This is a genomic window from Pseudomonas sp. RIT-PI-AD (assembly GCF_025642785.1).
GTDB lineage: Bacteria > Pseudomonadota > Gammaproteobacteria > Pseudomonadales > Pseudomonadaceae > Pseudomonas_T.
Genome location: NZ_JANZKU010000006.1, coordinates 194,471 through 217,160, shown reverse-complemented (window position 1 = coordinate 217,160; position 22,690 = coordinate 194,471). Strand labels below are relative to the sequence as shown.

The 22,690-nt window shown below is 64.1% G+C and carries 24 protein-coding genes and 1 tRNA gene; 11 read left to right on the top strand and 14 right to left on the bottom strand.

Annotation, left to right across the window (positions count from 1 at the left end; translation table 11 throughout):
- Positions 1-67: 67 nt before the first annotated feature.
- A complete protein-coding gene (gene cysE, locus OGL92_RS08015; RefSeq protein ID WP_263142509.1) occupies positions 68-841 on the bottom strand; it encodes a serine O-acetyltransferase in 774 nt (257 codons plus the stop codon).
- Positions 841-1,614: a tRNA (cytosine(32)/uridine(32)-2'-O)-methyltransferase TrmJ gene (trmJ, locus tag OGL92_RS08010; protein ID WP_263142507.1), complete on the bottom strand. Its 774-nt coding sequence runs from the start codon at positions 1,612-1,614 to the stop codon at positions 841-843. Before trmJ ends, cysE begins: the two co-directional genes overlap by 1 nt.
- Positions 1,615-1,758: 144 nt before the next feature.
- Between trmJ and suhB the strand changes: the two genes are divergently transcribed.
- On the top strand, positions 1,759-2,574 hold the full coding sequence (gene suhB / locus OGL92_RS08005; RefSeq protein WP_263142505.1) for an inositol-phosphate phosphatase: 816 nt from the start codon (positions 1,759-1,761) through the stop codon (positions 2,572-2,574).
- A 57-nt stretch (positions 2,575-2,631) separates the two neighbouring features.
- On the opposite strand, the gene OGL92_RS08000 is transcribed toward suhB, so the two are convergent.
- The 6 genes from OGL92_RS08000 to queA form a co-directional block, all read right to left on the bottom strand.
- Positions 2,632-3,183: a glycine zipper 2TM domain-containing protein gene (locus OGL92_RS08000; RefSeq protein ID WP_263142503.1), complete on the bottom strand. Its 552-nt coding sequence runs from the start codon at positions 3,181-3,183 to the stop codon at positions 2,632-2,634.
- A gap of 122 nt (positions 3,184-3,305) precedes the next feature.
- A complete protein-coding gene (gene secF / locus OGL92_RS07995) occupies positions 3,306-4,223 on the bottom strand; it encodes a protein translocase subunit SecF (RefSeq protein ID WP_263142502.1) in 918 nt (305 codons plus the stop codon).
- A 9-nt stretch (positions 4,224-4,232) separates the two neighbouring features.
- Positions 4,233-6,095, bottom strand: a complete 1,863-nt coding sequence (gene secD, locus OGL92_RS07990; RefSeq protein ID WP_263142496.1) for a protein translocase subunit SecD — start codon at positions 6,093-6,095, stop codon at positions 4,233-4,235.
- Positions 6,096-6,156: 61 nt separating this feature from the next.
- Positions 6,157-6,495, bottom strand: a complete 339-nt coding sequence (yajC, locus tag OGL92_RS07985; RefSeq protein WP_263142491.1) for a preprotein translocase subunit YajC — start codon at positions 6,493-6,495, stop codon at positions 6,157-6,159.
- A 42-nt stretch (positions 6,496-6,537) separates the two neighbouring features.
- The gene (gene tgt / locus OGL92_RS07980; protein WP_263142596.1) at positions 6,538-7,653 is read right to left on the bottom strand and encodes a tRNA guanosine(34) transglycosylase Tgt; all 1,116 of its coding nucleotides are present in this window, start codon (positions 7,651-7,653) and stop codon (positions 6,538-6,540) included.
- 14 nt (positions 7,654-7,667) lie between these two features.
- Complete coding sequence (gene queA / locus OGL92_RS07975) at positions 7,668-8,717, bottom strand: tRNA preQ1(34) S-adenosylmethionine ribosyltransferase-isomerase QueA (protein WP_263142481.1); 1,050 nt, start codon at positions 8,715-8,717, stop codon at positions 7,668-7,670.
- A gap of 109 nt (positions 8,718-8,826) precedes the next feature.
- On the opposite strand from queA, the gene OGL92_RS07970 reads away from it, so the two are divergent.
- Positions 8,827-8,911: transfer RNA gene (locus OGL92_RS07970), tRNA-Leu, on the top strand.
- A 402-nt stretch (positions 8,912-9,313) separates the two neighbouring features.
- Here the strand turns inward: OGL92_RS07970 and OGL92_RS07965 are convergent.
- Positions 9,314-10,627, bottom strand: coding sequence for a PAS domain-containing methyl-accepting chemotaxis protein (locus OGL92_RS07965; protein ID WP_263142480.1), 1,314 nt, complete (start codon positions 10,625-10,627; stop codon positions 9,314-9,316).
- A gap of 786 nt (positions 10,628-11,413) precedes the next feature.
- Here OGL92_RS07965 and OGL92_RS07960 point away from each other — a divergent pair.
- A complete protein-coding gene (locus tag OGL92_RS07960; RefSeq protein ID WP_263142477.1) occupies positions 11,414-12,145 on the top strand; it encodes a hypothetical protein in 732 nt (243 codons plus the stop codon).
- Between the two features lie 109 nt (positions 12,146-12,254).
- On the opposite strand, the gene OGL92_RS07955 is transcribed toward OGL92_RS07960, so the two are convergent.
- Together OGL92_RS07955 and OGL92_RS07950 are read right to left on the bottom strand one after the other, a co-directional pair.
- Positions 12,255-12,458: a hypothetical protein gene (locus OGL92_RS07955; protein ID WP_263142476.1), complete on the bottom strand. Its 204-nt coding sequence runs from the start codon at positions 12,456-12,458 to the stop codon at positions 12,255-12,257.
- Positions 12,459-12,615: 157 nt separating this feature from the next.
- Complete coding sequence (locus OGL92_RS07950) at positions 12,616-12,861, bottom strand: hypothetical protein (RefSeq protein WP_263142474.1); 246 nt, start codon at positions 12,859-12,861, stop codon at positions 12,616-12,618.
- Between the two features lie 571 nt (positions 12,862-13,432).
- Between OGL92_RS07950 and OGL92_RS07945 the strand changes: the two genes are divergently transcribed.
- On the top strand, positions 13,433-13,645 hold the full coding sequence (locus tag OGL92_RS07945) for a cold-shock protein (protein WP_143486974.1): 213 nt from the start codon (positions 13,433-13,435) through the stop codon (positions 13,643-13,645).
- A gap of 95 nt (positions 13,646-13,740) precedes the next feature.
- Positions 13,741-14,238 carry an RDD family protein gene (locus OGL92_RS07940; protein WP_263142471.1) on the top strand — a complete coding sequence of 166 codons (498 nt, stop codon included), beginning with the start codon at positions 13,741-13,743 and terminating at the stop codon, positions 14,236-14,238.
- A 48-nt stretch (positions 14,239-14,286) separates the two neighbouring features.
- Here the strand turns inward: OGL92_RS07940 and lptG are convergent, their stop codons facing one another.
- Together lptG and lptF are read right to left on the bottom strand one after the other, a co-directional pair.
- Entirely contained in the window at positions 14,287-15,348 is a 1,062-nt protein-coding gene (gene lptG / locus OGL92_RS07935) for an LPS export ABC transporter permease LptG (RefSeq protein WP_263142469.1), read from the bottom strand.
- On the bottom strand, positions 15,341-16,456 hold the full coding sequence (lptF, locus tag OGL92_RS07930; RefSeq protein WP_263142467.1) for an LPS export ABC transporter permease LptF: 1,116 nt from the start codon (positions 16,454-16,456) through the stop codon (positions 15,341-15,343). Before lptF ends, lptG begins: the two co-directional genes overlap by 8 nt.
- A gap of 486 nt (positions 16,457-16,942) precedes the next feature.
- On the opposite strand from lptF, the gene OGL92_RS07925 reads away from it, so the two are divergent.
- From OGL92_RS07925 to OGL92_RS07915, 3 genes are all read left to right on the top strand, one after another.
- On the top strand, positions 16,943-18,430 hold the full coding sequence (locus OGL92_RS07925; protein ID WP_263142466.1) for a leucyl aminopeptidase: 1,488 nt from the start codon (positions 16,943-16,945) through the stop codon (positions 18,428-18,430).
- An 81-nt stretch (positions 18,431-18,511) separates the two neighbouring features.
- On the top strand, positions 18,512-18,940 hold the full coding sequence (locus OGL92_RS07920) for a DNA polymerase III subunit chi (RefSeq protein WP_263142464.1): 429 nt from the start codon (positions 18,512-18,514) through the stop codon (positions 18,938-18,940).
- Between the two features lie 8 nt (positions 18,941-18,948).
- Positions 18,949-19,374: a DNA polymerase III subunit chi gene (locus OGL92_RS07915; protein WP_263142460.1), complete on the top strand. Its 426-nt coding sequence runs from the start codon at positions 18,949-18,951 to the stop codon at positions 19,372-19,374.
- A 13-nt stretch (positions 19,375-19,387) separates the two neighbouring features.
- On the opposite strand, the gene OGL92_RS07910 is transcribed toward OGL92_RS07915, so the two are convergent.
- Positions 19,388-19,984 carry an ACP phosphodiesterase gene (locus tag OGL92_RS07910; protein WP_263142458.1) on the bottom strand — a complete coding sequence of 199 codons (597 nt, stop codon included), beginning with the start codon at positions 19,982-19,984 and terminating at the stop codon, positions 19,388-19,390.
- Between the two features lie 121 nt (positions 19,985-20,105).
- Between OGL92_RS07910 and OGL92_RS07905 the strand changes: the two genes are divergently transcribed.
- Genes OGL92_RS07905 through OGL92_RS07895 form a run of 3 tightly spaced genes read left to right on the top strand, consistent with a single transcriptional unit; the run spans position 20,106 to position 22,687 of the window.
- Complete coding sequence (locus OGL92_RS07905; RefSeq protein ID WP_263142455.1) at positions 20,106-20,408, top strand: metalloregulator ArsR/SmtB family transcription factor; 303 nt, start codon at positions 20,106-20,108, stop codon at positions 20,406-20,408.
- 48 nt (positions 20,409-20,456) lie between these two features.
- On the top strand, positions 20,457-21,620 hold the full coding sequence (locus OGL92_RS07900; protein ID WP_263142454.1) for an MFS transporter: 1,164 nt from the start codon (positions 20,457-20,459) through the stop codon (positions 21,618-21,620).
- 17 nt (positions 21,621-21,637) lie between these two features.
- On the top strand, positions 21,638-22,687 hold the full coding sequence (locus OGL92_RS07895) for an alkene reductase (RefSeq protein ID WP_263142452.1): 1,050 nt from the start codon (positions 21,638-21,640) through the stop codon (positions 22,685-22,687).
- The last annotated feature ends 3 nt before the right edge of the window (positions 22,688-22,690 follow it).

Genomic DNA, 22,690 nt, shown 5'->3' with positions numbered 1-22,690 from the left:
CCTAGTAATTGACTCGGGATTGGGCGAAGGAAGCGCGCGCATGATAGCAGAATGCGACCGACCGGCGTCAGGCGGGAGGACCCACTTCCTCCTTGACCCCGGCGAAATCCTCTTCGCGGAGTTCCGGCAACGCGTTCGCGCAGTAGTCGCTGCCCAACTCGGTCAGCGCCTTGCACATGCCGTCGAGCCGACCGTCCATCGCCTGGATGTGATCCAGCAACTGGCCGATGGCCCGTGCCACCGGGTCGGGCATGTCCCGCCCCACGCCATAGGCATCGAACCCGAACTTCTCGGCGATCTGCTGACGCTTGGCTTCCTGCTCGTCGTCGGGCTTGACGATGATCCGCCCCGGAATACCGACTGCCGTGGCGCCCGGCGGTACCGCCTTGGTCACCACCGCGTTGGAGCCGATCTTCGCCCCGGCCCCCACGGTAAAGGGGCCGAGCACCTTGGCTCCGGCGCCCACCACCACTCCGTCCTCCAGGGTCGGGTGGCGCTTGCCTTTGTTCCAACTGGTCCCGCCCAGGGTGACACCTTGATAAAGCGTCACGTCGTCACCGATCTCAGCGGTCTCGCCGATGACGATGCCCATGCCATGGTCGATGAAAAAGCGCCTGCCGATCTTGGCTCCCGGATGGATCTCGATGCCGGTGAGCCAGCGACCGAAACTCGATACCAGGCGCGCCAGCCACATCCAGCCGTGGACCCAGAGGCCATGGGCCAGGCGGTGCAACCAGAGGGCATGCAGCCCCGGGTAGCAAGTCAGCACTTCCAGAGCGTTACGCGCGGCGGGATCGCGATGGAAAATGCTTTGGATATCTTCTCGGACACGCTCGAACATCAGAGCTCCCTCCGCTTATGGGGTTCGCCGCGAACGGCCTTCTGGGTTTCGGTGAGAATGCCCCGAAGGATATTCATCTCCAGCTTGCTGATCGCACTTCGCCCGAACAGGCGACGCAGGCGCGACATGAGGTGGCGCGGGCGCTGCGGATCGAGAAAACCGACCTGGACCAGGGTGCTTTCGAGATGCCCATAGAACAGCTCGAGCTCGTCCAGAGTGACGGGCTGGGCGTTCTGCTCGGCCGCGGCCTCGAGCTTCTCCATCTTGGTCGGCTTGCCCTGCGCGGCCAACCAGGCCATGCGCACCTCATAGGTCAGCACCTGCACCGCGGTGGCGAGGTTCAGCGAGGAGAATTCCGGATCGGAAGGGATGTGCACGTGGTAATGGCAGCGCTGCAGCTCGGCGTTGGTCAGGCCTGCATATTCCCGCCCGAACACCAGGGCCACTTCGCCGCCGGCCCCGACCTGATCCAGGCAGACGCTGGCGCACTCGCGGGGATCGAGCAGCGGCCAGGGAATTTGCCGATCCCGCGCGCTGGTGCCGAGCGCGACGGTGCAACCGACCAGGGCCTCTTCGAGCGTACCGACCACCTGCGCCCGCTCCAGCAGGTCGCTGGCGCCTGACGCCCTGGCGCTAGCCTCATCGCTGGGAAAGACTTCGGGGTCCACCAGTACCAGGCGCGACAACCCCATGTTCTTCATGGCGCGTGCCACGCCCCCGATGTTGCCGGGGTGGCTGGTATTGACCAAAACCACGCGTATGTTCTGCAACAATGCGAACGCTCTCACACAAGCCGAGGGGGAGCGGAATCTTACCGAAGGCCCCGGGCGAACGCCATGCGCGCGCAGCCCAGCCTGGCGAGCCGAAGCTTTTCTGGTAACATGTCCGGCTTTCTTTAACGCCCCAGGTGACCCCCCATGCAGCCTATGCTGAATATCGCCCTGCGCGCCGCCCGCAGCGCCGGTGAATTGATTTTCCGCTCGATCGAACGCCTGGATGTCATTTCGGTGAACGAAAAGGATGCCAAGGACTACGTCACCGAGGTGGATCGCAGCGCCGAGCAGACCATCATCCAGGCGCTTCGCAAGGCCTACCCGAACCACGGCATCCTCGGCGAGGAAACCGGCCTGAGCGAAGGCAGCGGCGAAGGCGCCGACTATCAGTGGATCATCGACCCCCTGGATGGCACCACCAACTTCGTCCGCGGCGTGCCGCATTTCGCCGTGAGCATCGCCTGCAAGTATCGCGGCCGCCTGGAACACGCCGTGGTTCTCGATCCGATCCGCCAGGAAGAATTCACCGCCAGCCGCGGCCGGGGTGCCGCCCTCAACGGACGCCGGCTGCGGGTCAGCCCGCGTAAGAGCCTGGACGGCGCCCTGATCGGCACCGGCTTCCCGTTCCGCGACAGCCAACTGGAAAACCTCGACGCCTACCTGGGCATGTTCCGCAGTCTGGTCGGCCAGACGGCGGGCATCCGCCGCGCAGGCGCCGCCAGCCTGGACCTGGCCTACGTGGCCGCGGGCCGCTTCGATGCGTTCTGGGAGTTCGGCTTGTCGGAGTGGGACATGGCGGCGGGCGCGCTGCTGATCCAGGAAGCCGGCGGCCTGGTGAGCGACTTCACCGGCGACCACGACTTCCTCGAGAAAGGCCATATCGTCGCCGGAAACACCAAGTGCTTCAAGGCGGTCCTCACCGCCATCCAGCCGCACCTGCCGCCTTCGCTGAAGCGCTGACAGCGATCGTCCGGACATGAAAAAAGCGCCTCTCGAGGCGCTTTTTTCATGGAGCATTCAGCGTGCTATCTGATCCTGCCTGACCAGGATCAACTGGCCTTGCTTGTTCAGGGGAATCTGCGCGCCGGGATCGTGATCCATGCGCACCTGATCGACCTTGCCATTGAGCTGGTACTTGACGTCATAACCGACGAGCTTCTCGCTGGTGTCCTGCACGGTGCTGCAACGGGTCTCTGTGGTGGTGTAGGTATCCCGGGACTGCATGTTGCCCTGCACCTGATTCCCCGCGTAGCCACCGCCGACGGCACCTGCCACGGTGGCGATCTTCTTGCCGCTGCCACCGCCGACCTGGCTACCCAGCAATCCCCCGGCGACCGCCCCCAGGACCGTCCCCGCCAGCTTGTGCTGGTCCTGCACGGGACGCTGGCGGGTCACGGCGACGTCCTTGCAGACCTCGCGGGGGGTTTTCACGGTTTCGTTGACCGGCTGGACCGCTAGCACTTCAGCGTAATCGGGACCGCTGTTCACCAGGCTGTACGTGGCTACGGCCCCGCCTGCGGTCACACCGACGGCGCCCAACACGGCACCGACGAGCATCGATTTGTTCACGCGAACCTCCTGACTTCATCCAAACCGGGCTTGTGCCCTACTCCCAGCCTTGGAGGATTCGCGTCGGGCCAAGTTCCCATGGCACGCCTCCAGCCTTCTAGGGCGAGAGGCGCGTCACAGGCTCAGGGACGTTCGTCGACCTCGGTCACGGTCGCCGTGGGGATGAGGTCTTCGCTGGTCAGGTTCAGCCAGATCAGCACCACGTTGGCGATGTAGATGGAGGAGTAGGTACCGGCCAACACCCCGACGAACAACGCGATGGAGAATCCGAACAGGTTGTCGCCCGCGAAGAACAGCAACGCGACGATGGCCAGCAGGGTGGAAATGGACGTGGCCATGGTGCGCAGCAAGGTCTGCGTGGTGGAGATGTTGATGTTCTCGATCAGGCTCGCCTTGCGCAGCACGCGGAAGTTCTCGCGCACCCGGTCGAAGACCACGATGGTGTCGTTCAACGAGTAGCCGATGATCGCCAGGACCGCCGCCAGCACCGTCAGATCGAAGGTGATCTGGAAGAACGACAGGATGCCCATGGTCACGACCACGTCGTGCACCAGCGACAGGATCGCCCCGACGGCGAACTTCCACTGGAAGCGGAACGCCACGTAGATGAGGATCCCGCCCAGGGCCAGGAGCATGCCGAGGCCGCCCTGGTCACGCAGTTCCTCGCCGACTTGTGGCCCGACGTATTCCACGCGCTTGACCTGCACCGGGTTGTCGCCGCCATTCCTCTCGCGGAGCGCGGCCGCCACCTTGTTGCCCAGTTGCGGGTCGTCGCCCTGGAGGCGAACCACCACATCGGTGGTGGCGCCGAAGCTCTGTACGACGGCCTCGCCATAACCGGCGGCGACCAGTTCAGCGCGAACCTTGTCGAGCTCGGCCGGACGTTCGTAGGCCAGCTCGATCTGCGTGCCGCCAGTGAAGTCCAGGCCGAAATTGAGCCCTTTGTAGAACCAGCTGAACAGCGCCAGCAGCGTCAGGATCATGGTCAGGGCGAACGCGAAATTGCGCACGCCCATGAAGTTGATAGTACCTAGTTTCATGGGTGCCCCTTAGATCCACAACTTCTTGAAGTCACGGCCGCCGAAGATCAGGTTGACCATGCCGCGGGTCACCATGATGGCGGTGAACATCGACGTGAAAATACCCAGCGACATGGTAACGGCGAAACCCTTCACCGGGCCGGTGCCCATCGCGAACAGGATGCCACCGACCAGCAACGTGGTCAGGTTGGCGTCGAGAATCGCGGTGAAGGCCCGGTCGAAGCCCTCGTGTATCGCCCGCTGCGTGGACATGCCGTTGGCGATCTCCTCGCGGATCCGCGAGAAGATCAGCACGTTCGCATCCACCGCCATCCCCATGGTCAGGACGATACCGGCGATACCCGGCAGCGTCAGGGTGGCGTGCAGCACCGACATCAAGGCCAGCAGCAGCACCATGTTGAGTGCCAGGGCCACCGTGGCCAGCAAGCCGAAGAAGCGGTAGATGGCGATGATGAACAACGACACGAACAGCATGCCCCACAGGGAGGCATCGATACCCTTGACGATGTTATCGGCGCCCAGGCTCGGGCCGATGGTGCGTTCCTCGGCGAAGTACATCGGCGCGGCCAGGCCACCGGCGCGCAGCAGCAAGGCCAACTCGGAGGATTCGCCCTGGCCGTTCAGACCGGTGATGCGGAACTGGCTGCCGAGGGCCGACTGGATGGTCGCCAGGCTGATGATCTTCTTCTCTTCCTGGAAGGACTGGACCATCACTTCCTTTTCGACGCCCTCGACGGTCTGCTTCTCGTAGCGCGTGACCGGCTTCTGCTCGATGAAGATCACCGCCATGCTGCGCCCGACGTTGCTGCGGGTCGCCCGGTTCATCAGCTCGCCGCCATGGCCGTCGAGGTGGATGTTCACCTGCGGACGGCCGTTCTCGTCGAAGCTCGCCTTGGCATCGGTGACCTGGTCGCCGGTGATGATCAGGCCACGCTCCAGCTGCACAGGCGGACGGCCCGGCTCGCGGAACTCGAAGGGCTCGCTGGCGGCCTTGCTCGCACCGCTCTCGGCGGCGAGGCGGAATTCCAGATTCGCGGTCTTGCCGAGGATGCGCTTGGCTTCGGCGGTATCCTGCACGCCCGGCAGCTCCACCACGATACGGTTGGCGCCCTGACGCTGTACCAGCGGCTCGGCGACACCCAACTCGTTCACCCGGTTACGGACGGTGGTGAGGTTCTGACGGATCGAGTACTCGCGGATTTCCGCCAGCTTGGCCTGGGTCAGTGCCAGGCGCATGATCCGCTGGCCGTTACGCTCGGTGGTGGTGATCTCGAAATCGTTGAAGCTCTTGCGGATCAGCGACTGGGCCTTTTCCAGGCTCTCAGCGTCGGCGAAGCCGAGCTGGATCGCGGTCTCCTGGGCCGGCAGGCTGCGATAGCGCACGCGCTCCTTGCGCAGCAGGCTCTTCACATCGCCCTCGTAGACCTTGATCCGGGCGCTCATGGCTTTTTCCATGTCCACTTCGAGGAGGAAGTGCACACCGCCGGACAGATCGAGGCCCAGCTTCATCGGCGTGGCGCCCAGGCTGCGCAGCCAGGCCGGCGTGGTGGGTGCCAGGTTGAGCGCGACCACGTAGTCGTCACCCAGCTCCTTGCGCACCACGTCCTTGGCCGGCAACTGATCGCCCTGCTTGAGCAGGCGCAGCAAACCGCCGTGCTGGCTCAGGCTGGTCGCCTTGACGGCAATACCGGCGTCGGCCAGCGCCTTGCCGGCGCGATCCAGTGCGACCTGATCGATCCTCAGCGCCGTGCTGGCGCCGCTGATCTGGATGGCCGGATCGTCTGGATACAGGTTGGGTGCGGAATAGATAAAGCCGACTGCGAGAACCGCCACAATCAGCAGATATTTCCACAGAGGGTACTTGTTGAGCATGAGACCGCCCGTTATGACGCGGGGCGCCTGATGGCGCCCCGTCTTGGTGAAGAACGAATCGTTAGATGGCTTTCAGAGTGCCCTTCGGCAGCGTGGCGGCGATGGCCGCTTTCTGAATTTTCAACTCGACGGTGGCGGACACTTCGATGACGACGAAGTCATCGGACACTTTCACCACCTTGCCGGCGATGCCCCCGGAGGTGACCACCTCGTCGCCTTTCTGCAGGTTGCCGAGCAGGTTCTTGTGCTCCTTGGAGCGCTTGGCCTGCGGGCGCCAGATCATCATGTAGAAGATGACCAGGAAGCCGACCAGGAACACCCACTCGAAGCCGGTGCCGGCAGGACCGGCCGCTGCTGGTGCGGCGGCATCAGCGAAAGCGGCGGGAATCAGAAAGCTCATGGATCACTCCTGTTGCTAAGTTCTTGGAAAAATGAGGATTTATCAGTCCAGCGGCGGCGTTGGCAAACCGCGCCGAGCATAGAAGGCATCGACAAAGGCGGCCAATGTACCCTGTTGAATTGCCTCGCGCAAACCAGCCATCAGGCGCTGGTAATGCCGCAAGTTGTGAATGGTATTGAGCATGCTGCCGAGCATTTCGCTGCATTTGTCCAGATGGTGCAGATAGGCGCGCGAGAAGTGCCGACAGGTGTGGCAGTCACACTCAGGGTCCAGGGGCGACTCATCGTAGCGGTGGGTGGCGTTGCGGATCTTCAACACACCGGTCTCGACGAACAGGTGGCCGTTGCGCGCATTGCGCGTCGGCATCACGCAATCGAACATGTCGACCCCGCGGCGCACGCCTTCCACCAAGTCTTCCGGCTTGCCCACGCCCATCAGGTAGCGGGGCTTGTCGGCGGGCATGTGCACCGGCAGGAAATCCAGCACCCGGATCATTTCCTCCTTGGGCTCCCCTACCGAGAGGCCGCCGATGGCCAGGCCATCGAAGCCGATCTCGTTCAGCCCATCCAGCGAACGCCGGCGCAAGTCCTCGTGCATGCCGCCCTGGACGATGCCGAACAGCGCCGCGCTGCTGTCGCCATGGGCGGTCTTGGAGCGCTGGGCCCAGCGCAGCGACAACTCCATCGAGCGGCGCGCCACCTCGTGGTCCGCCGGATAAGGCGTGCACTCGTCGAAGATCATCACGATGTCCGAGCCCAGGTCGCGCTGGACCTGCATCGACTCCTCCGGCCCCATGAACACCTTGGCGCCGTCCACCGGCGAGGCGAAGGTCACGCCCTCCTCCTTGATCTTGCGCATGGCGCCCAGGCTGAACACCTGGAAGCCGCCCGAGTCGGTGAGGATCGGCCCTTGCCATTGCATGAAATCGTGGAGGTCGCCGAGACGCTTGATAACTTCGGTGCCCGGGCGCAACCAGAGATGGAAGGTATTGCCGAGGATGATCTGGGCGCCGATCGCCTGGATGTCGCGCGGCAACATCCCCTTCACCGTACCGTAGGTGCCCACTGGCATGAACGCCGGGGTTTCCACCACGCCACGCGGGAAGGTCAGGCGTCCGCGACGGGCCTTGCCCTCGGTGGCGAGCAATTCGAAGGTCATGCGGCAAGTGCGCGTCATACGGAAGCCTCGGGCCCGCGCGCAGCGGGATTGCGGGTGATGAACATGGCGTCACCGTAACTGAAGAAGCGATAGCCCTGCTCCACCGCCACGGCATAGGCCGCCATGGTCTGCGCATAGCCGGCGAATGCGGACACCAGCATCAGCAAGGTGGATTCGGGAAGATGGAAATTGGTGACCAGGGCATCCACGACGTGGAAGGGCTTGCCGGGATAGAGAAAGATGTCGGTGTCGCCGCTGAAGGCTTCGAGCCGGCCGCTGCGTGCTGCGCTTTCCAGCGAGCGCACGCTGGTGGTGCCCACCGCGATCACCCTGCCGCCACGGGCCTTGCAGGCGGCCACCGCAGCCACCACGTCCTGGCCCACTTCCAGCCATTCGCGATGCATGTGGTGATCCTCCAGCCGCTCGACGCGCACCGGCTGGAAGGTGCCGGCGCCGACATGCAGGGTCACGAAGGCGCTTTCCACGCCCATGCGGCCGATGGCGTCCAGTAGGGCGCGGTCGAAATGCAGCCCGGCGGTCGGCGCCGCCACCGCGCCGGCATGACGGGCGTAGACGGTCTGGTAACGCTCGCGGTCGGCTTCGTCGTCGGCACGATCTATATAAGGAGGCAACGGCATGTGCCCGATACGGTCCATCAGCGGCAGGACCGGTTCGGCGAAGCTCAGCTCGAACAAGGCCTCGTGGCGAGCCACCATCTCGGCCTCGCTGCCATCGTCCAGCAGGATCCGGGAACCTGGCTTGGGCGACTTGCTGGAGCGCACGTGAGCCAGTACGCGCTGCGCGTCCAGCACGCGCTCGACGAGAATTTCCAGCTTGCCGCCGGAGGCCTTGTGGCCGAACAGGCGCGCGGGGATCACCCGGGTATTGTTGAACACCATCAGGTCGCCCGGCCGCAGGTACTCCAGCACGTCGGCGAACCCGCGGTGGGCCAGGGCACCGCTCGGCCCGTCGAGAACCAGCAAGCGGCTGGCGCTACGCTGCGCCAGGGGATAACGGGCGATCAGGGCTTCAGGCAACTCGAAATGGAAGTCGGCAACACGCATGGCGGAAGGTCGTTTCGCAGGGCCGCGAATCTTACCGGAAATACCCGAAACTGACCACGCAAGCGGATTGACCATCGCCCCGGGCCTCCCTATACTTCGCCGCCATTGTGCCCCGGTGGCGGAATCGGTAGACGCGGCGGATTCAAAATCCGTTTTCGAAAGGAGTGGGAGTTCGAGTCTCCCCCGGGGCACCACGAACACGTTTCAGGATGCGCCACCCAGCACCTGGAACCCAATAGAACCGGCCTTAGAGCCGGTTTTTTTGTGCCCGCATGCACCGCCATAAATCGCTACGGTTCATGGCGCCATACAAGCCTATCTGGAACGCGGCGGCACCCGCATCGCCCTTGGACTTCCAGAGCCCTGTTCGGCCGGTACCCCTTAAGCGCCGCTTTGTCCCACAGCCACCCGCATTCGCCAATGCGCCCCTCACAGGAGAACACTCCTGCCGCGACGATGGCCGAGGAAGTGGCTCCATCCCGTCCGTGCAAGGGCGCCAAGCGCCCTAATCGAGGGCCTTCGCCGCGAATGGTTCGCCCCTCCACGGATTCTCGGTCAGCGCGCGGAATCGATCATCGTCGAACCGGGTTCGGCGATCACTTCAACTGATTGGCGAAGCGCTCCACGGCACCCACGACTTGCTTGGCCCCCTGCTGGATCTCGACGATGACAGCGCCCGACTGGTTGGCCAGGGTCAGCCCCCTCTCCGCCTGCTCCCGGCTACTGGCCATGTTCTTGATCGCGTCATCGACGAGCATCTGGTTCTGCTGGACCACGGAGACGATTTCCTCGGTGGCGCCGCTGGTGCTGCTGGCCAATTGCCGGACCTCGTCGGCGACGACGGCGAAACCCCGCCCCTGTTCGCCGGCACGCGCCGCCTCGATGGCCGCATTGAGCGCGAGCAGGTTGGTTTGCCGGGCGATGCCGCCGATCGTCTGCACCATGGTGCTGATCAGCAGGGACTGTTTACCCAAGGCCGCCATGCTTTCGGAGGCAGACTGGGTTTCTTCGGAAATACGCTGCATGGTCTGCACGGTGCTGTTGACCACGCGGGCGCCTTCCTGGGCACTCAGGTCGGTTTTCTGGGAAATCTCATAGGCGATGTCGGCGGCTTCGTTCACCTCGATCTCACGAACAACCTGATCGGTGATCACGATGGCGAACTTCACCACCTTGTACAGGTGATCCTGGGTGTCTCGCACCGGATTGTAGGTAGCCTCTAGCCAGACGGGGTTCCCATGGCTGTCTAAGCGCTTGAATCGGCCCGCCACGAAGTCGCCGCGGTTCAGCCTCGCCCAGAAATCCGCGTAACCGGGCGAGTTGGCTTCTTCGGGTTCGCAGAGCATACGGTGGTGCTTGCCTTTTATCCGGTCGAGGCTGTAACCCATCGCCTGGAGGAAGCGTTCGTTGGCGGTCAACACATGGCCTGCCAGATCGAACTCGATGACCGCGGTGGAGCGAAGAAGGGCCTTGATGAAGTCCTCGTTTTCGCGGGCCTTGTCCATGGATTCGGTTATTTCCGTGCCCAGGCACTGGATTTTCAGCAGCTTTCCATCCTCGTCCATGAGCGGTTGCCAGCACGCCTGCAACCAGACCAGCGCCCCGTCGGAGCGCAGGAAACGATAACGGTCGCTGACCGAAGTTCCTTTGCCGACGGCCTCTCGAAGATTGCGAAAACAGGACAGCGTCTTGACGTAAGCGGGAACCACGTCGTTCAGCGGCAGATCCTGCAGCCGGTTCCTGTCGTACCCGAGGAACCGGGAGAAGTTGTCGTTGAATTCGATGATCCGGTACTCCGGATCGACCGTCAGCATGATCATCTCGGCCTGCAGGCCCGCGTGAAATTGTCGAAGAAGAGACAATTCGGCGTCTTTTGCTCTCAAGTCCTTTTTCAAGCGGTTGCTGAACATGCTCGTTCTCCGAATGCGGGCCGTTTCAACCTTTCCAAATGACCGTTTCGCTGTGCCAGGGCTCCAGCGGTTGGTGGCGGGTCTCTTCGATCGACAGAGCGCCCTGGGACCGCGCTCTGTTTTCCGAAGCCTGGCGTCTTGGGCCTCGTGGACGTAATGCGAAGGCGCCTTCTCGGAAATCGTCAAGACCCCCGTATGCCTGCCGCTCCCGCCTTGGAACCTTGCAAGTGGTTTCCACGCCCTGACACAGGCTGCCGGGAGCTTGCTGAACCCCCGTAGTATCGAATCGGCATCTCCGCCTGAGTGTAGTCGAACATGGACTACCCACCTCTCGGCCCGTCACTTGGCATGACGAAGCGCTTCGCGCCGCTCTGCTGCGGGCGTTGCGAGCGGACAAACCAAGCGCTGGCACTGCACGGTTTCGTGCTTGCCCCCACGAACAGCACGACTCGGGACAACCCTCCATTTTCCGGATGCTCACGTTGACCGGGTTATGTTCAGAAGCGCCGGGTCGGGCTCCTCGAGGGATGCCTGCTTATTTCGCCCGCACGAAGAGGATATGATGCCCCTTCGCCAGTACCACGCTAGACAAGAGCCATAGCCTCGAAAGCAGGCAAGCTGTCGCTACGCGGCTGCCCCTTGCGAAGCGCCGCGACAGGCGAAAGCGCCCGCCGATGTCAGGCTGGATGCCGTACTGCTTCACTCTCACTTCGATCGCGTCACTGCACGGCGGAAACCATCGCAGAACGCCGTCGACCCGGACGCAAACAGCTGTTAAGGAGCTCCATGAGGATCATTCGGACCATCGTATTGCTGGCCCTGGTTTCACAACTCGCCGCCTGCGCATTCGGACGGCGCATCGATTACACGACGGCGGTGCCCAACCTCAATCTGGCGACCCGCGATACCGTGGCGGTCTCGGTGATCGAGGAGCGGCCCTACGTACTCTCCCGCAGCAAGCATCCGAACTATGTCGGCACCATGCGCGGCGGGTATTACAACCCGTTCAATGTCGTCACCCTCAGCGGCGGGTCGCTCGCGACCGATCTTCAACAGGCCCTGGTATCCGGTCTGCAGCGGTCGGGGATCAAGGCGAATACGCAAATCTACAAGGCAACCAAATCGGAGAATCCGGGCGAGGTGCTGCTGGTCATACAGGTCCGGGAATGGAAAAGCGATACCTATGTCCATACCCGCTTCGATTACGACCTCACCGCCACGGTCTACGACCATCAAGGCAAGACCCTGGCGACCCAGCAAACCAAGTGGTCAGGGCAAATCGCCAACTTCATCGAGGCCGGCAAGCTGGCGCTCGCCCAGGCCGTGGACAACGGCGACATCAAACGCGCCCTGGAAGCAAAAGCGCCGGAAACCGTGGTGCCGGCCAAGACCGCGCCTGCCGGCGGGAACGGACTGTCAGGCTCCAACGCTTACGATGAGTGCATGAAACACGTGATGCGAGTGACCGACCGGGCTCTGCGCTTGCAGATGATGTTCGCCTGCGATACCAGCCAATAGCTGGGGGCACGTGAAAGGGCCATAAGGGCTTTTAGAAGAGAATGAAGCGCTCGAAGGGCATATGCCCTTCGAAAGTGGAAAAGCCCAGGGCTCTGGGCTTTCGAGCGATCTAGCTCGGCTGTCCCGAGCCGTCGACGCCTTCGATATCCGGATCGTCCGGAGCGACTTCGGGTTCCTGAGGATTCACGACATCCTCCACCAGCGAACCGGGATCTTCATTGCCCGGATCGTTCATTCCAGGCGGAGAACCGCCACCACCGGGATGGTTTATCGTCCCGGGATCCTTTTCGACATCAGACGAGTCGTTGTTCATAGGCACCTCTCGAACGAGTCCAGAGCTGGACCCGTACGCATTGGATAGAGGGCGACGAACACACGTTCCACAGCATCCCAGGCCAATCGTCCGATAGGACGAGCGGATGCCAAGACCTGTACTGGCGGATGTGCCGCGCTGAATGCATTACAGGGCGTCAGACCGCGTGCTCTTCCCAGATCAACTCGCCTTCGTCGGTGATTTCCAGCACCTTGGTCAAGGCCGCTTCCGCCGCTTCGTCGGCCTCGCTGGCCAATGCGTAGGCCTGGTCGTTCGCCACCTTGTGGAAATGGGGCTTTTCCTGGGCATTGCGACGCATGACACCAATCACCGCCTTGAAGCCACCGTCCTCGGGGTAGGCGGACGAAATCGCCTCGAATTCTTTGAAATGCTTGCGAGCCATCTGCTTCTCCATTGAGCCAATCGACTGGGTCAAACAATGGACAGCAGTCCAGGCGAGAAAGATTCCCCGCCATCGGGCGTTTATTTTCACCCCCAAGTCGCGGGCAAGGCTCCCTAGCCTGCCGACACGGACGCGGAAATAGGCGTGCACCCTTGTCCCGAGGAACTGGAAACTCGCTTGCCGCAGCGCCGTTCCCGTCGCGACTAGAAACCTTTCGAAGCCTCTAGAACGGCCCTTTCAGGGCATGGAGACGTGGTTCCGCGCGCCGCTCATCGGGCAAGCGGCGAACAATCTTTTCGAGCCCCATACAAACGTAACGGGTTCGGGTGTATGTTCTCTCCCGCCCCCCTGCCAAGCATCGCTTTTCGGGGGTTGGCATTTGCCAGAGAGTTAGCGTAGAGTGTGCCCACTGTGTTTGCATGGGTCGCTGTTGAATCGTGACCTGGTGCAGTAGATCCTACAGATCCGCTACATCCCGCTCGACTTCTCTTACTCTCTGCAACCAGTTCCAGCCCTCTATGCTTTAGAGCCATAGAGGCTGTCATCAACTCTAGTTTCAAGGAAATAAGACATGTCGAATCGTCAAAACGGCACCGTTAAATGGTTTAACGACGAGAAGGGTTTTGGTTTCATTACCCCTGAGAGCGGTCCGGATCTGTTCGTACATTTCCGCGCTATCGAAGGCAACGGCTTCAAGAGCCTGAAAGAAGGCCAGCGCGTTAGCTTCGTCGCGGTACAAGGTCAAAAAGGCATGCAGGCTGACCAAGTCCAGATTCTGGGCTGATAGTCTCTGCTAGGAAGCCCCTGATGGCGACATCAGGGGCTTTTTTTTGCCTGGGATTTCGTAGAATGCGCCCTTTTCCGATTAGCGAGCCCGCCATGGCGAATCACCCACTGCGCCCCCAGGGCGATTTCCCCCCCGCCCGCTTCGTGCGCCGCCTGGCCGCCATCTTCTACGACAGCCTGCTATGCGTTGCCCTGATGATGGTGGTGACGCTCGCTTATCAGCACATCCTCCTTCGCCTGATTTATGGCAGCGAGCGGCTGCGGGCCCTGTCCGAAGCGGGCGCGCTCGACCACGACCCCCTGCTCGCCACCCTGCTGCTGTTCAGCCTGTTCGGTTTCTTCGCCTACTTTTGGACCAGGAACGGGCAGACCCTGGGCATGCAGGTCTGGAACATTCGCGTGCAGAACGCCGACGGCTCGGCCATCGGCCTGTGGCAGGCCTTGCTGCGCTTCGTCATCGCCCTGGGCTCCTGGCTGTGCCTCGGCCTGGGCTTTCTCTGGATGCTCTGGGACAGGCAGCGGCGCAGTTGGCACGACCGCTATTCGGAAAGCCTGATCGTGCAGTTGCCGAAGAACATCCACAGGAAGTGATCAAGAAAAAGCCGTCCAAGGGACGGCTTTTTCTTTCCGGACGATGTATCAGCCGGCGCGCCTCAACAACCAGACGCCGGCTATCCCGCACAGCCCTGCGGGAATCAACACCGCCAGCAGCGGGGAGAAGCCGAAGACCAGGCTGGACGGCCCCAGCAGGTCCTGGCTGATCCGGACCACGAAGCCAATCACCACGCCGGTGAACACGCGCTGCCCCAGGGTGACCGAACGCAGCGGCCCGAAGATGAATGAAATCGCCATCAGCACCAGCGAAGCGGTGACCAACGGCTGCAACAGCTTGCTCCAGAACGCCAGCCAGTAGCGACCGTTGTTCAGGCCCTGGTCGGCCAGGTAATGGATGTAGCGCCAAAGCCCGGTGATCGACAGCGCCTCCGGCTCCATCACCACGGTCCCGAGCAGTTGAGGCTGCAATTCGATGTCCCAGCGCTCGCTGGCGGCCTGGACCACCTCTGTCTTGCGCTCGCGGAAAAAGGTGGTCGCCACATCGTCCAATTGCCAGTGATCGCCTTCGTACACCGCACGCTTGGCGAAACTGGCCGACAGCAAGTGACGCTCCCCATCGAAGTGATAGCGGGTCACGCCGTAGAGGATCCCGCTGGGCTGCACGGCGTTGATGTGCACGTATTCCTGGCCCTGGCGATGCCAGAGGCCGCGCTTGGAGCTTTGCGCATCGCCTCCGCCCTGGGCCAGGGAACGGTCGGCCTGGGCAATGTTTTCGCTCCAGGGCGCCAGGTATTCGCCGACCAGCACACCCGCCAGCATCAGCACCAGCAGGGGCTTCATCACCGCCCAGACGATCCGCCCGATGGACACCCCGGCCGCGCGCATCACCGTGAGCTCGCTGCTGCTGGCCAGGCTGCCGAGGCCGATCAGGCTACCGATCAGCGCCGCCATCGGCAGCATGTCGTAGGCCCGCCTGGGAGCGGTCAGGATCACGTAGGAGAAGGCCTGCCCCAGGCTATAGGAGCCGCTGATATCGCCCAGCTCGTCGATGAAGGCGAACAGCAGGGCGAGCCCGAGGATGACGCCCAGCACGGCGAGGATGCTGACGAATACCGTGATGCCGATGTAGCGGTCGAGCTTAGCCATGGGCCACCTCCTGCGCACGACGCGACGCCCACTTCAGCCGCATCGGCTCCCAGTAGAGCAACGCCAGGCCGACCAGGAGGAAGATCAGGTGCACCCACCACAATCCGATCGCCATGGGAATCTTGCCCTTGTCCAACTGCCCCCGCGCCGCGATCAGCAAGGCCAGGTAGCCCATGTACAGCAAGACCGAAGGCAGCAGCTTGAGGAAACGCCCCTGGCGCGGGTTGACGCGCGAAAGCGGAACCGCCAGCAAGGCGACGATGAATACCAGCAAGGGAATCGACAGGCGCCATTGCAACTCGGCCTGGTAGCGCGGGTTGTCGCTGCCGATCAGGTCGGCGGTCGGCACCGCCTCGCGCTCGCCGATCTCCGAGCTGACCTCGGGCTTCGGCAGCAGGACGCCGTAGGTTTCGTATTGCACCGCCCGGTAATCCGCCATGCCCGGATTGCCGTCGTAGCGGTAGCCGTTTTCCAGGATCAGGTAGCGGCTGCCGTCGGGCTGGATCACTTGCCGTCCCCGCTCGGCCACCAGCACGCCGATCCCTCGCTCCTTGCCGTTCTCCGCCACGCGTTTTTCCGAGATGAACACTTCGCCCAACTGGGCGCGATCCTCGGACAGCGTTTCGGTGTAGGTGACCCGGGAACCGTTCTTCATGGTCTGGAAGCGGCCGGGAACCAGCGTGTCGAATTCGGTGAGGGCGTCCTGCTGGTTGAGGATGCGCGCGACCCCGGTCACCCCCTGCGGCGCCAGCCCGAGGCTGAGCCAGGCCACCAGCAGCGCCACCAGCAGTGCGGGCGCCAGGCTGTAGGCCATCAACCGCTGCTGGCTCATGCCAGTGGCGGTGAGCACGGTCATCTCGCTGTCCAGGTAGAGCCGGCCATAGGCGAGGAGGATGCCGAGGAACAGCCCAAGGGGCAGGATCAATTGCAGGAAGCCGGGAAGCCGGTAGCCCATGATCAGCAGCAGCACACCGGGATCCAGGGCGCCCTGGGCGGCTTGGGCGAGATACTTGATGAAACGGCCGCTCATGATGATCACCAGCAGGACGGCCGTGACCGCACTGAGGGTCAGCAGAACCTCGCGGCAGAGGTAACGGAAAACGATCAAACCAGGGACACTCCAGGGTTGTCAGGCTCGGTTGGCCACGCACGGACCGGCCGCGCTCATGCCCGCCCACTTACCGGCGGCGCCTGAAAAATAGCCGGCATTATCCAGCGATTCGAAGTGCGTGTCACGGAATAGGCAGTGCCGCGGAAGGCGTAGACCGCGGGTTGGCGCTGGCGTTCGCGAGGCGGGGGAAGGCTGGGCATAGGTATCGGGCGGCAGTAGGATACGCGCCACACGTGTGCGACCATGCGTGGCCGTGCACCCATGCCGCTCGCCGCGCATCGGTCCGGCACCGAGCGCCAGTCCGCGAACCTCGCGGATCGTTTCGCCCGCGCTCGAGTCGGAGTTTCCGGACGCCCGCCGCTCCAACGGACGGATCGCGCAGCCACCGCCGATCGCATTCGCACCGAGAACATCGATCGATCATTACAGGGACGGATCGAATCAAGCCTCGATCCCGACCACTTGTCTTAAGGACACCTCACCATGGAATTCCTTGTCAAAAGTGCTCGTCCGGAAAGCTTGAAAACCGCCACGCTGGTCCTCGCCGTCAGCGAAGGCCGTAGCCTGGGCCACGTCGCACAGGCCGTGGATGCGGCCAGCGGCGGTGCGATCACGTCCGTGCTGCAACGCGGCGACCTGGCCGGCAAGGTCGGCCAGAGCCTGTTGCTGCACAGCCTGCCCAACCTCAAGGCCGAACGCGTCCTGCTGGTCGGCAGCGGCCAGGACGAATTGTCCGACCGGCAATTCCGCAAACTGCTCGCGAGCCTGCTCGCGACCCTCAAGGGCCTCGGCGGGACGGACGCGGTGCTGGCCCTGGGTGCGCTGAAGGTGAAGGGCCGCGACGCTTACGCCCAGGCACGCCTGATGGTGGAGTGCCTGGCCGATGGCCTCTACCAGTTCGACCGGTTCAAGAGCCAGAAGGCCGAACCCTACGCCCTGAAGAAGATCACCCTGCTGACGGACAAGGCCGACCTGGCCTCCGTCGAGCGCGCGCGCCTGCAGTCCCAGGCGATCGCCAACGGCATGGCCCTGACCCGCGACCTGGGCAACCTGCCGCCGAACCTTTGCCATCCGACCTTCCTCGGCGAAGAAGCCAAGGCCATGGCCAAGGCGCACCCGAATCTCAAGGTCGACGTGCTCGACGAGAAGAAGCTGCACGAACTGGGCATGGGCTCGTTCCTCGCCGTGGCCAAGGGCAGCGAGCAGCCGCCGCGGCTGATCGTGTTCAACTACCAGGGCGGGCAGAAAGGCGAGCAGCCTTACGTGCTGGTGGGCAAGGGCATCACCTTCGACAGCGGCGGGATCAGCATCAAGCCCGGTCTCAACATGGACGAGATGAAGTACGACATGTGCGGCGCCGCCAGCGTGTTCGGCACCTTCCGTGCCGTGCTGGAAATGCGCTTGCCGATCAACCTGGTCGGTGTGCTCGCCTGCGCCGAGAACATGCCCAGCGGGCGCGCGACCCGTCCCGGCGACATCGTCACGACGATGAGCGGGCAGACCGTGGAAATCCTCAACACCGACGCCGAAGGCCGTCTCGTGCTGTGCGACGCGCTGACCTACGTGGAGCGCTTCAAACCCAAGGCAGTGATCGACATCGCGACCCTCACCGGCGCCTGCATCGTCGCGCTGGGCAGCAACACTTCCGGGCTGATGGGTAACGACGACGCGCTGGTGCAGCAACTGCTCGCCGCCGGCATCCATGCCGACGACCGTGCCTGGCAATTGCCGCTGTTCGACGATTATCAGGAGCAACTGGACAGCCCCTTCGCCGACATCGCCAACATCGGCGGCCCCAAGGCTGGCACCATCACCGCGGGGTGCTTCCTGTCGCGTTTCGCCAAGCAGTATCCCTGGGCGCACCTGGATGTCGCCGGCACCGCCTGGATCAGCGGCAAGGAAAAAGGCGCCACTGGCCGCCCGGTACCGCTGCTGACGCAATACTTGCTGGACCGCGCGAACCCGGCTTGAGCCTGGTGGCCGGCTCCCTTGGGAGCCGGTCCGACCCGATAGCCGTCGGTCGCCACCGGTGTCCGTTCAGATGAGCCGTATATGACCCGAGTCGACTTCTACATTTTGCCCAGCGGCGATCCCGATGCCCGCCTGACCGTCGCCTGCCGCCTCGCCGAGAAGGCCTGGCGGCAGGGCATGCGGGTCTACCTGCATTGCCAGGACGCGCCGCAGCGCGAGCGACTGGATGCCTGCCTGTGGAGCTTCAAGGGCGAAGCCTTCGTGCCCCACGACGCGCGCGAAACGGATGCCGAGGCGCAGGTCGCCCTCGGCCTGGGCGACGACCCGGGCAGCCACAACGACTTGTTGATCAACCTCGCGCTGACGGTTCCGGGGTTCTACGAACGCTTCGCCCGAATCGCCGAACTGGTGGTGGAAGAGCCATCGATCCGCCAGGCCGCGCGGGAGAATTTCCGTTTCTACCGCGAGCGCGGCTATCCTCTGCAGGATCACCGCCTGCCGCGCCTCTGATCCGAACCATGGACAACTCCAAACTGCCGCCCCGCCCCGCTCTGCTGGACGACCTCGAGTCGATCCGCAAGCTGCTCGACGAAAGCGACCTCGAACCGCCGCTGCTCACCGATACCCTCGATATCGACAACATTCCCCTGCTGTCCGAAGTCGTGGCGCCGCCGCCCACCGATGCCCGGGCCGCTCCCTCACTCGCTTCCGCCGCGGGCCGTCCACCCGCTGCGGCGAAAGCCGAACCGGCTGCGCCGCCCTTGGAGTTGCCTCATGCGGCCACTTCGGCGGCCGAACTGAATCGCCTCGACAGCGAACTGCGTGCCGCCGCGCAATTGATCCTGCAGGATGTGATCGACGATTTCGTGCCGCAGATCGAGGCCGAGCTCAAGCGGCGCCTCGAAGCCCGCCTGAACCGGCTGTTGCCGCCGCGCAAAGGCTGAGCGAGCGCGCCGGTCAACCCGCCGGGTCGGAGTCTTCGGCCAGCGCCGCGCGGGCGAAAGCCATCAGTTGCGGATAGAAAGCCCGGAAGTCCTCGCTGAGCACGCCGTACAGCTCGTCCAATTCAGCGTAGGCGCCCTGTAGCAGGTGCGGACGCGACAGCCGGCCACTCATGCCGGCGATGATCCGCTCGAACACCCTGAAATCCCGATAGCTGCCCAGCCAGTCCTGAGCCGCCATGTAAGGCGCCACGCCGACCAGTCGTTCCGGCAACGCCGGTTCCGTGGTCAGCACGCCGTAGACGCGCGAGGTGAAGCGCTCCAGCGGCTCTTCGGCATAGTCGCCCCAGTGCAAGGCCAGGCAATGGTCGAAGAACAGGTCCAGCAGGATGCCCGACGTGCGTCGACGCTCTTCGGGAAAGCGCGCCCGTGCCCGGGCGGTGAGCGGATGGGCATCGGTGAAGACATCGATACGCCGGTGCAGCCGGATCGCCGCCTCGATGCGCGGCGAATAACGACCGCCCAACGGCCCCTTGACGAAGTCGCCGTACAGGCTGCCGAGCAGTTGTTCCGGGGCGGGTCCACCCAGGTGGAGATGAGCGAGGTAGTTCATCGGGCAAGCTTACCGCGATCCGCATCACGGCAGTCGATAGCGACTATCGGCAGGAACGATCTGTATATCGTGCAAGTCCGATATAAGGTTCGCCTCAACCCGATACGCGACGAGCCAGCCGATGCCGATCGATCTCGATGAAGTCATAAAAGCCCTGGCCCACCCGGTGCGCCGGGACATCCTGCACTGGCTGAAGGAGCCCGAGCGTTACTTCGTCGACCAGGATCATCCCCTCGAGATTGGGGTCTGCGCCGGGAAGTTGGACCAGCGCACCGGCCTGTCGCAGTCCACGGTTTCCGCCCACCTCGCCACCTTGCAGCGCGCCGGGCTGGTCACCAGTCGCCGGGTCGGCCAATGGAATTTCTTCAAGCGCAACCAAGCGACCCTCGACGAGTTCCTTCGCCGGATCCGCGACGAGCTCTAGCCCCGACATCCCCGTCCGTCTCAACCCAGCTCCACAGGAACCCGGCCCATGCCTCCCTCGCTACTCATCCTCGCCCTCTCCGCGTTCGCCATCGGCACCACCGAGTTCGTCATCATGGGCCTGTTGCCGGATGTCGCCGCCAATCTGGGCGTCTCCATACCCGGCGCGGGCTGGCTGGTCACCGGTTATGCGCTGGGCGTCGCCCTGGGCGCGCCCTTCATGGCCATGGCCACCGCTCGACTGCCGCGCAAGCGGGCGCTGCTGGCGCTGATGGGGGTCTTCATCGGCGGCAACCTGTTCTGCGCCCTGGCCGCCGATTACGGCCTGCTGATGATCGCGCGGGTGGTCACCGCGCTCTGCCATGGCGCGTTCTTCGGCATCGGCTCGGTGGTCGCCGCCAGCCTGGTCCCGGCCAATCGCCGCGCATCGGCGGTGGCCCTGATGTTCACCGGGCTGACCCTGGCCAACGTGCTCGGCGTGCCCCTGGGCACCGCCCTCGGCCAGGCCGCCGGCTGGCGCTCGACCTTCTGGTGCGTGACGTTGCTCGGCGTGGCGGCCCTCGTCGGCCTGTGGCGGGTGCTGCCGGATAAGGCCGATGAAGAGAAGGCCGACCTGCGCAGCGAGCTCGCCGCCCTCGGCGGCGCCGGCCTGTGGCTGGCCCTCGGCAGCACCGTGTTGTTCGCCGCGGCGATGTTCTGCCTGTTCACCTACGTCGCGCCGCTGCTCGGCCAGGTCACCGGCGTATCGCCGCGGGGCGTGACCTGGACCCTGCTGCTGATCGGTCTCGGCCTGACCCTCGGCAACGTGCTGGGCGGCCGCATGGCCGACCGCAGCCTGATGCATACCCTGGTCGGGGTCTTCGCCGTCCTGGCGCTGATTTCCGCGGCCCTGAGCTGGACCAGCCAGTCGCTGATCGCCACCGAGGTCACCCTGTTCCTCTGGGCCGTGGCCGCCTTCGCCGCCGTACCGGCCTTGCAGGTGAACGTGGTCGCCTTCGGCCAGGGAGCGCCCAATCTGGTCTCGACCCTGAACATCGGCGCCTTCAACGTGGGCAACGCCCTCGGTGCCTGGGTCGGCGGCCTGGTGCTCAGCGAAGGCTACGGCCTGACCCGAGTTCCCCTGGCGGCCGCGGGCCTGGCCGCGCTCGCCCTGCTCGCCACCCTGCTGACCTTCAGTCAACGCAAGCCCGAGCCCATCGCGGCTCTCGATTAATCAACGGAGATTCCTTCATGCCCACGCTTTTCGACCCGATCAAGATCGGCGACCTCGAACTTCCCAACCGCATCATCATGGCGCCGCTGACCCGCTGCCGTGCCGACCAGGGCCGCGTGCCGAACGCGCTGATGGCCGAGTACTACACCCAGCGCGCCTCGGCCGGCCTGATCCTCAGCGAGGCCACTTCGGTGACGCCGATGGGGGTGGGCTATCCGGACACGCCCGGCATCTGGTCGGACGAACAGGTGCAGGGTTGGCTCGGCGTGACCAAGGCGGTACACGCCAACGGCGGCCGGATCATGCTGCAACTCTGGCACGTCGGGCGGATTTCCGACCCGATCTACCTGGATGGCGAAACGCCGGTGGCGCCCAGCGCCATCAAGCCCGAAGGCCACGTCAGCCTGGTCCGCCCGCAGCGTGGCTACGTCACCCCGCGCGCCCTGGAGACCGAGGAAATCGCCGACATCGTCGAGGCTTATCGTAGCGGCGCCGAGAACGCCAAGGCCGCCGGTTTCGACGGCGTCGAGATCCACGGCGCCAATGGCTATTTGCTCGACCAGTTCCTCCAGGACAGCACCAACACGCGCACCGATCGCTATGGCGGCTCCCTGGAGAATCGCGCGCGCCTGCTGCTGGAAGTGACCGATGCGGTGATTTCCGTATGGGGCGCCGGACGCGTCGGTATGCACCTGGCCCCGCGTGCGGACGCCCATGACATGGGCGACTCCAACCGCGCCGAGACCTTCGCCTATGTGGCGCGCGAGCTGGGCAAACGCGGCGTGGCGTTCATCTGCGCCCGCGAGCATGCCGCCGACGACAGCCTGGTGCCGCGTTTGAAGAAGGAATTCGGCGGTGTGTTCATCGCCAACGAAGGCTTCACCAAACAAAGCGCGACGGCCTGGCTGGAAAGCGGCAAGGCCGATGCGGTGGCCTTCGGCAAGGACTTCATCGCCAACCCCGACCTGCCGGCGCGCCTCGCGCAGGACGCGGCATTGAACGAACCGCATCCGGAGACCTTCTACGGCGCCGGCCCAGTCGGTTACATCGACTATCCACGCCTGTGACCG

Coding starts and splice junctions, on each gene's coding strand:
- cysE (WP_263142509.1), bottom strand. CDS start 841: ATGTTCGAGCGTGTCCGAGAAGATATCCAAAGCATTTTCCATCGCGAT.
- suhB (WP_263142505.1), top strand. CDS start 1,759: ATGCAGCCTATGCTGAATATCGCCCTGCGCGCCGCCCGCAGCGCCGGT.
- secF (WP_263142502.1), bottom strand. CDS start 4,223: ATGAAACTAGGTACTATCAACTTCATGGGCGTGCGCAATTTCGCGTTC.
- secD (WP_263142496.1), bottom strand. CDS start 6,095: ATGCTCAACAAGTACCCTCTGTGGAAATATCTGCTGATTGTGGCGGTT.
- yajC (WP_263142491.1), bottom strand. CDS start 6,495: ATGAGCTTTCTGATTCCCGCCGCTTTCGCTGATGCCGCCGCACCAGCA.
- tgt (WP_263142596.1), bottom strand. CDS start 7,653: ATGACCTTCGAATTGCTCGCCACCGAGGGCAAGGCCCGTCGCGGACGC.
- queA (WP_263142481.1), bottom strand. CDS start 8,717: ATGCGTGTTGCCGACTTCCATTTCGAGTTGCCTGAAGCCCTGATCGCC.
- OGL92_RS07965 (WP_263142480.1), bottom strand. CDS start 10,627: ATGTTCAGCAACCGCTTGAAAAAGGACTTGAGAGCAAAAGACGCCGAA.
- OGL92_RS07960 (WP_263142477.1), top strand. CDS start 11,414: ATGAGGATCATTCGGACCATCGTATTGCTGGCCCTGGTTTCACAACTC.
- OGL92_RS07955 (WP_263142476.1), bottom strand. CDS start 12,458: ATGAACAACGACTCGTCTGATGTCGAAAAGGATCCCGGGACGATAAAC.
- OGL92_RS07950 (WP_263142474.1), bottom strand. CDS start 12,861: ATGGCTCGCAAGCATTTCAAAGAATTCGAGGCGATTTCGTCCGCCTAC.
- OGL92_RS07945 (WP_143486974.1), top strand. CDS start 13,433: ATGTCGAATCGTCAAAACGGCACCGTTAAATGGTTTAACGACGAGAAG.
- OGL92_RS07940 (WP_263142471.1), top strand. CDS start 13,741: ATGGCGAATCACCCACTGCGCCCCCAGGGCGATTTCCCCCCCGCCCGC.
- lptG (WP_263142469.1), bottom strand. CDS start 15,348: ATGGCTAAGCTCGACCGCTACATCGGCATCACGGTATTCGTCAGCATC.
- OGL92_RS07925 (WP_263142466.1), top strand. CDS start 16,943: ATGGAATTCCTTGTCAAAAGTGCTCGTCCGGAAAGCTTGAAAACCGCC.
- OGL92_RS07920 (WP_263142464.1), top strand. CDS start 18,512: ATGACCCGAGTCGACTTCTACATTTTGCCCAGCGGCGATCCCGATGCC.
- OGL92_RS07915 (WP_263142460.1), top strand. CDS start 18,949: ATGGACAACTCCAAACTGCCGCCCCGCCCCGCTCTGCTGGACGACCTC.
- OGL92_RS07910 (WP_263142458.1), bottom strand. CDS start 19,984: ATGAACTACCTCGCTCATCTCCACCTGGGTGGACCCGCCCCGGAACAA.
- OGL92_RS07905 (WP_263142455.1), top strand. CDS start 20,106: ATGCCGATCGATCTCGATGAAGTCATAAAAGCCCTGGCCCACCCGGTG.
- OGL92_RS07900 (WP_263142454.1), top strand. CDS start 20,457: ATGCCTCCCTCGCTACTCATCCTCGCCCTCTCCGCGTTCGCCATCGGC.
- OGL92_RS07895 (WP_263142452.1), top strand. CDS start 21,638: ATGCCCACGCTTTTCGACCCGATCAAGATCGGCGACCTCGAACTTCCC.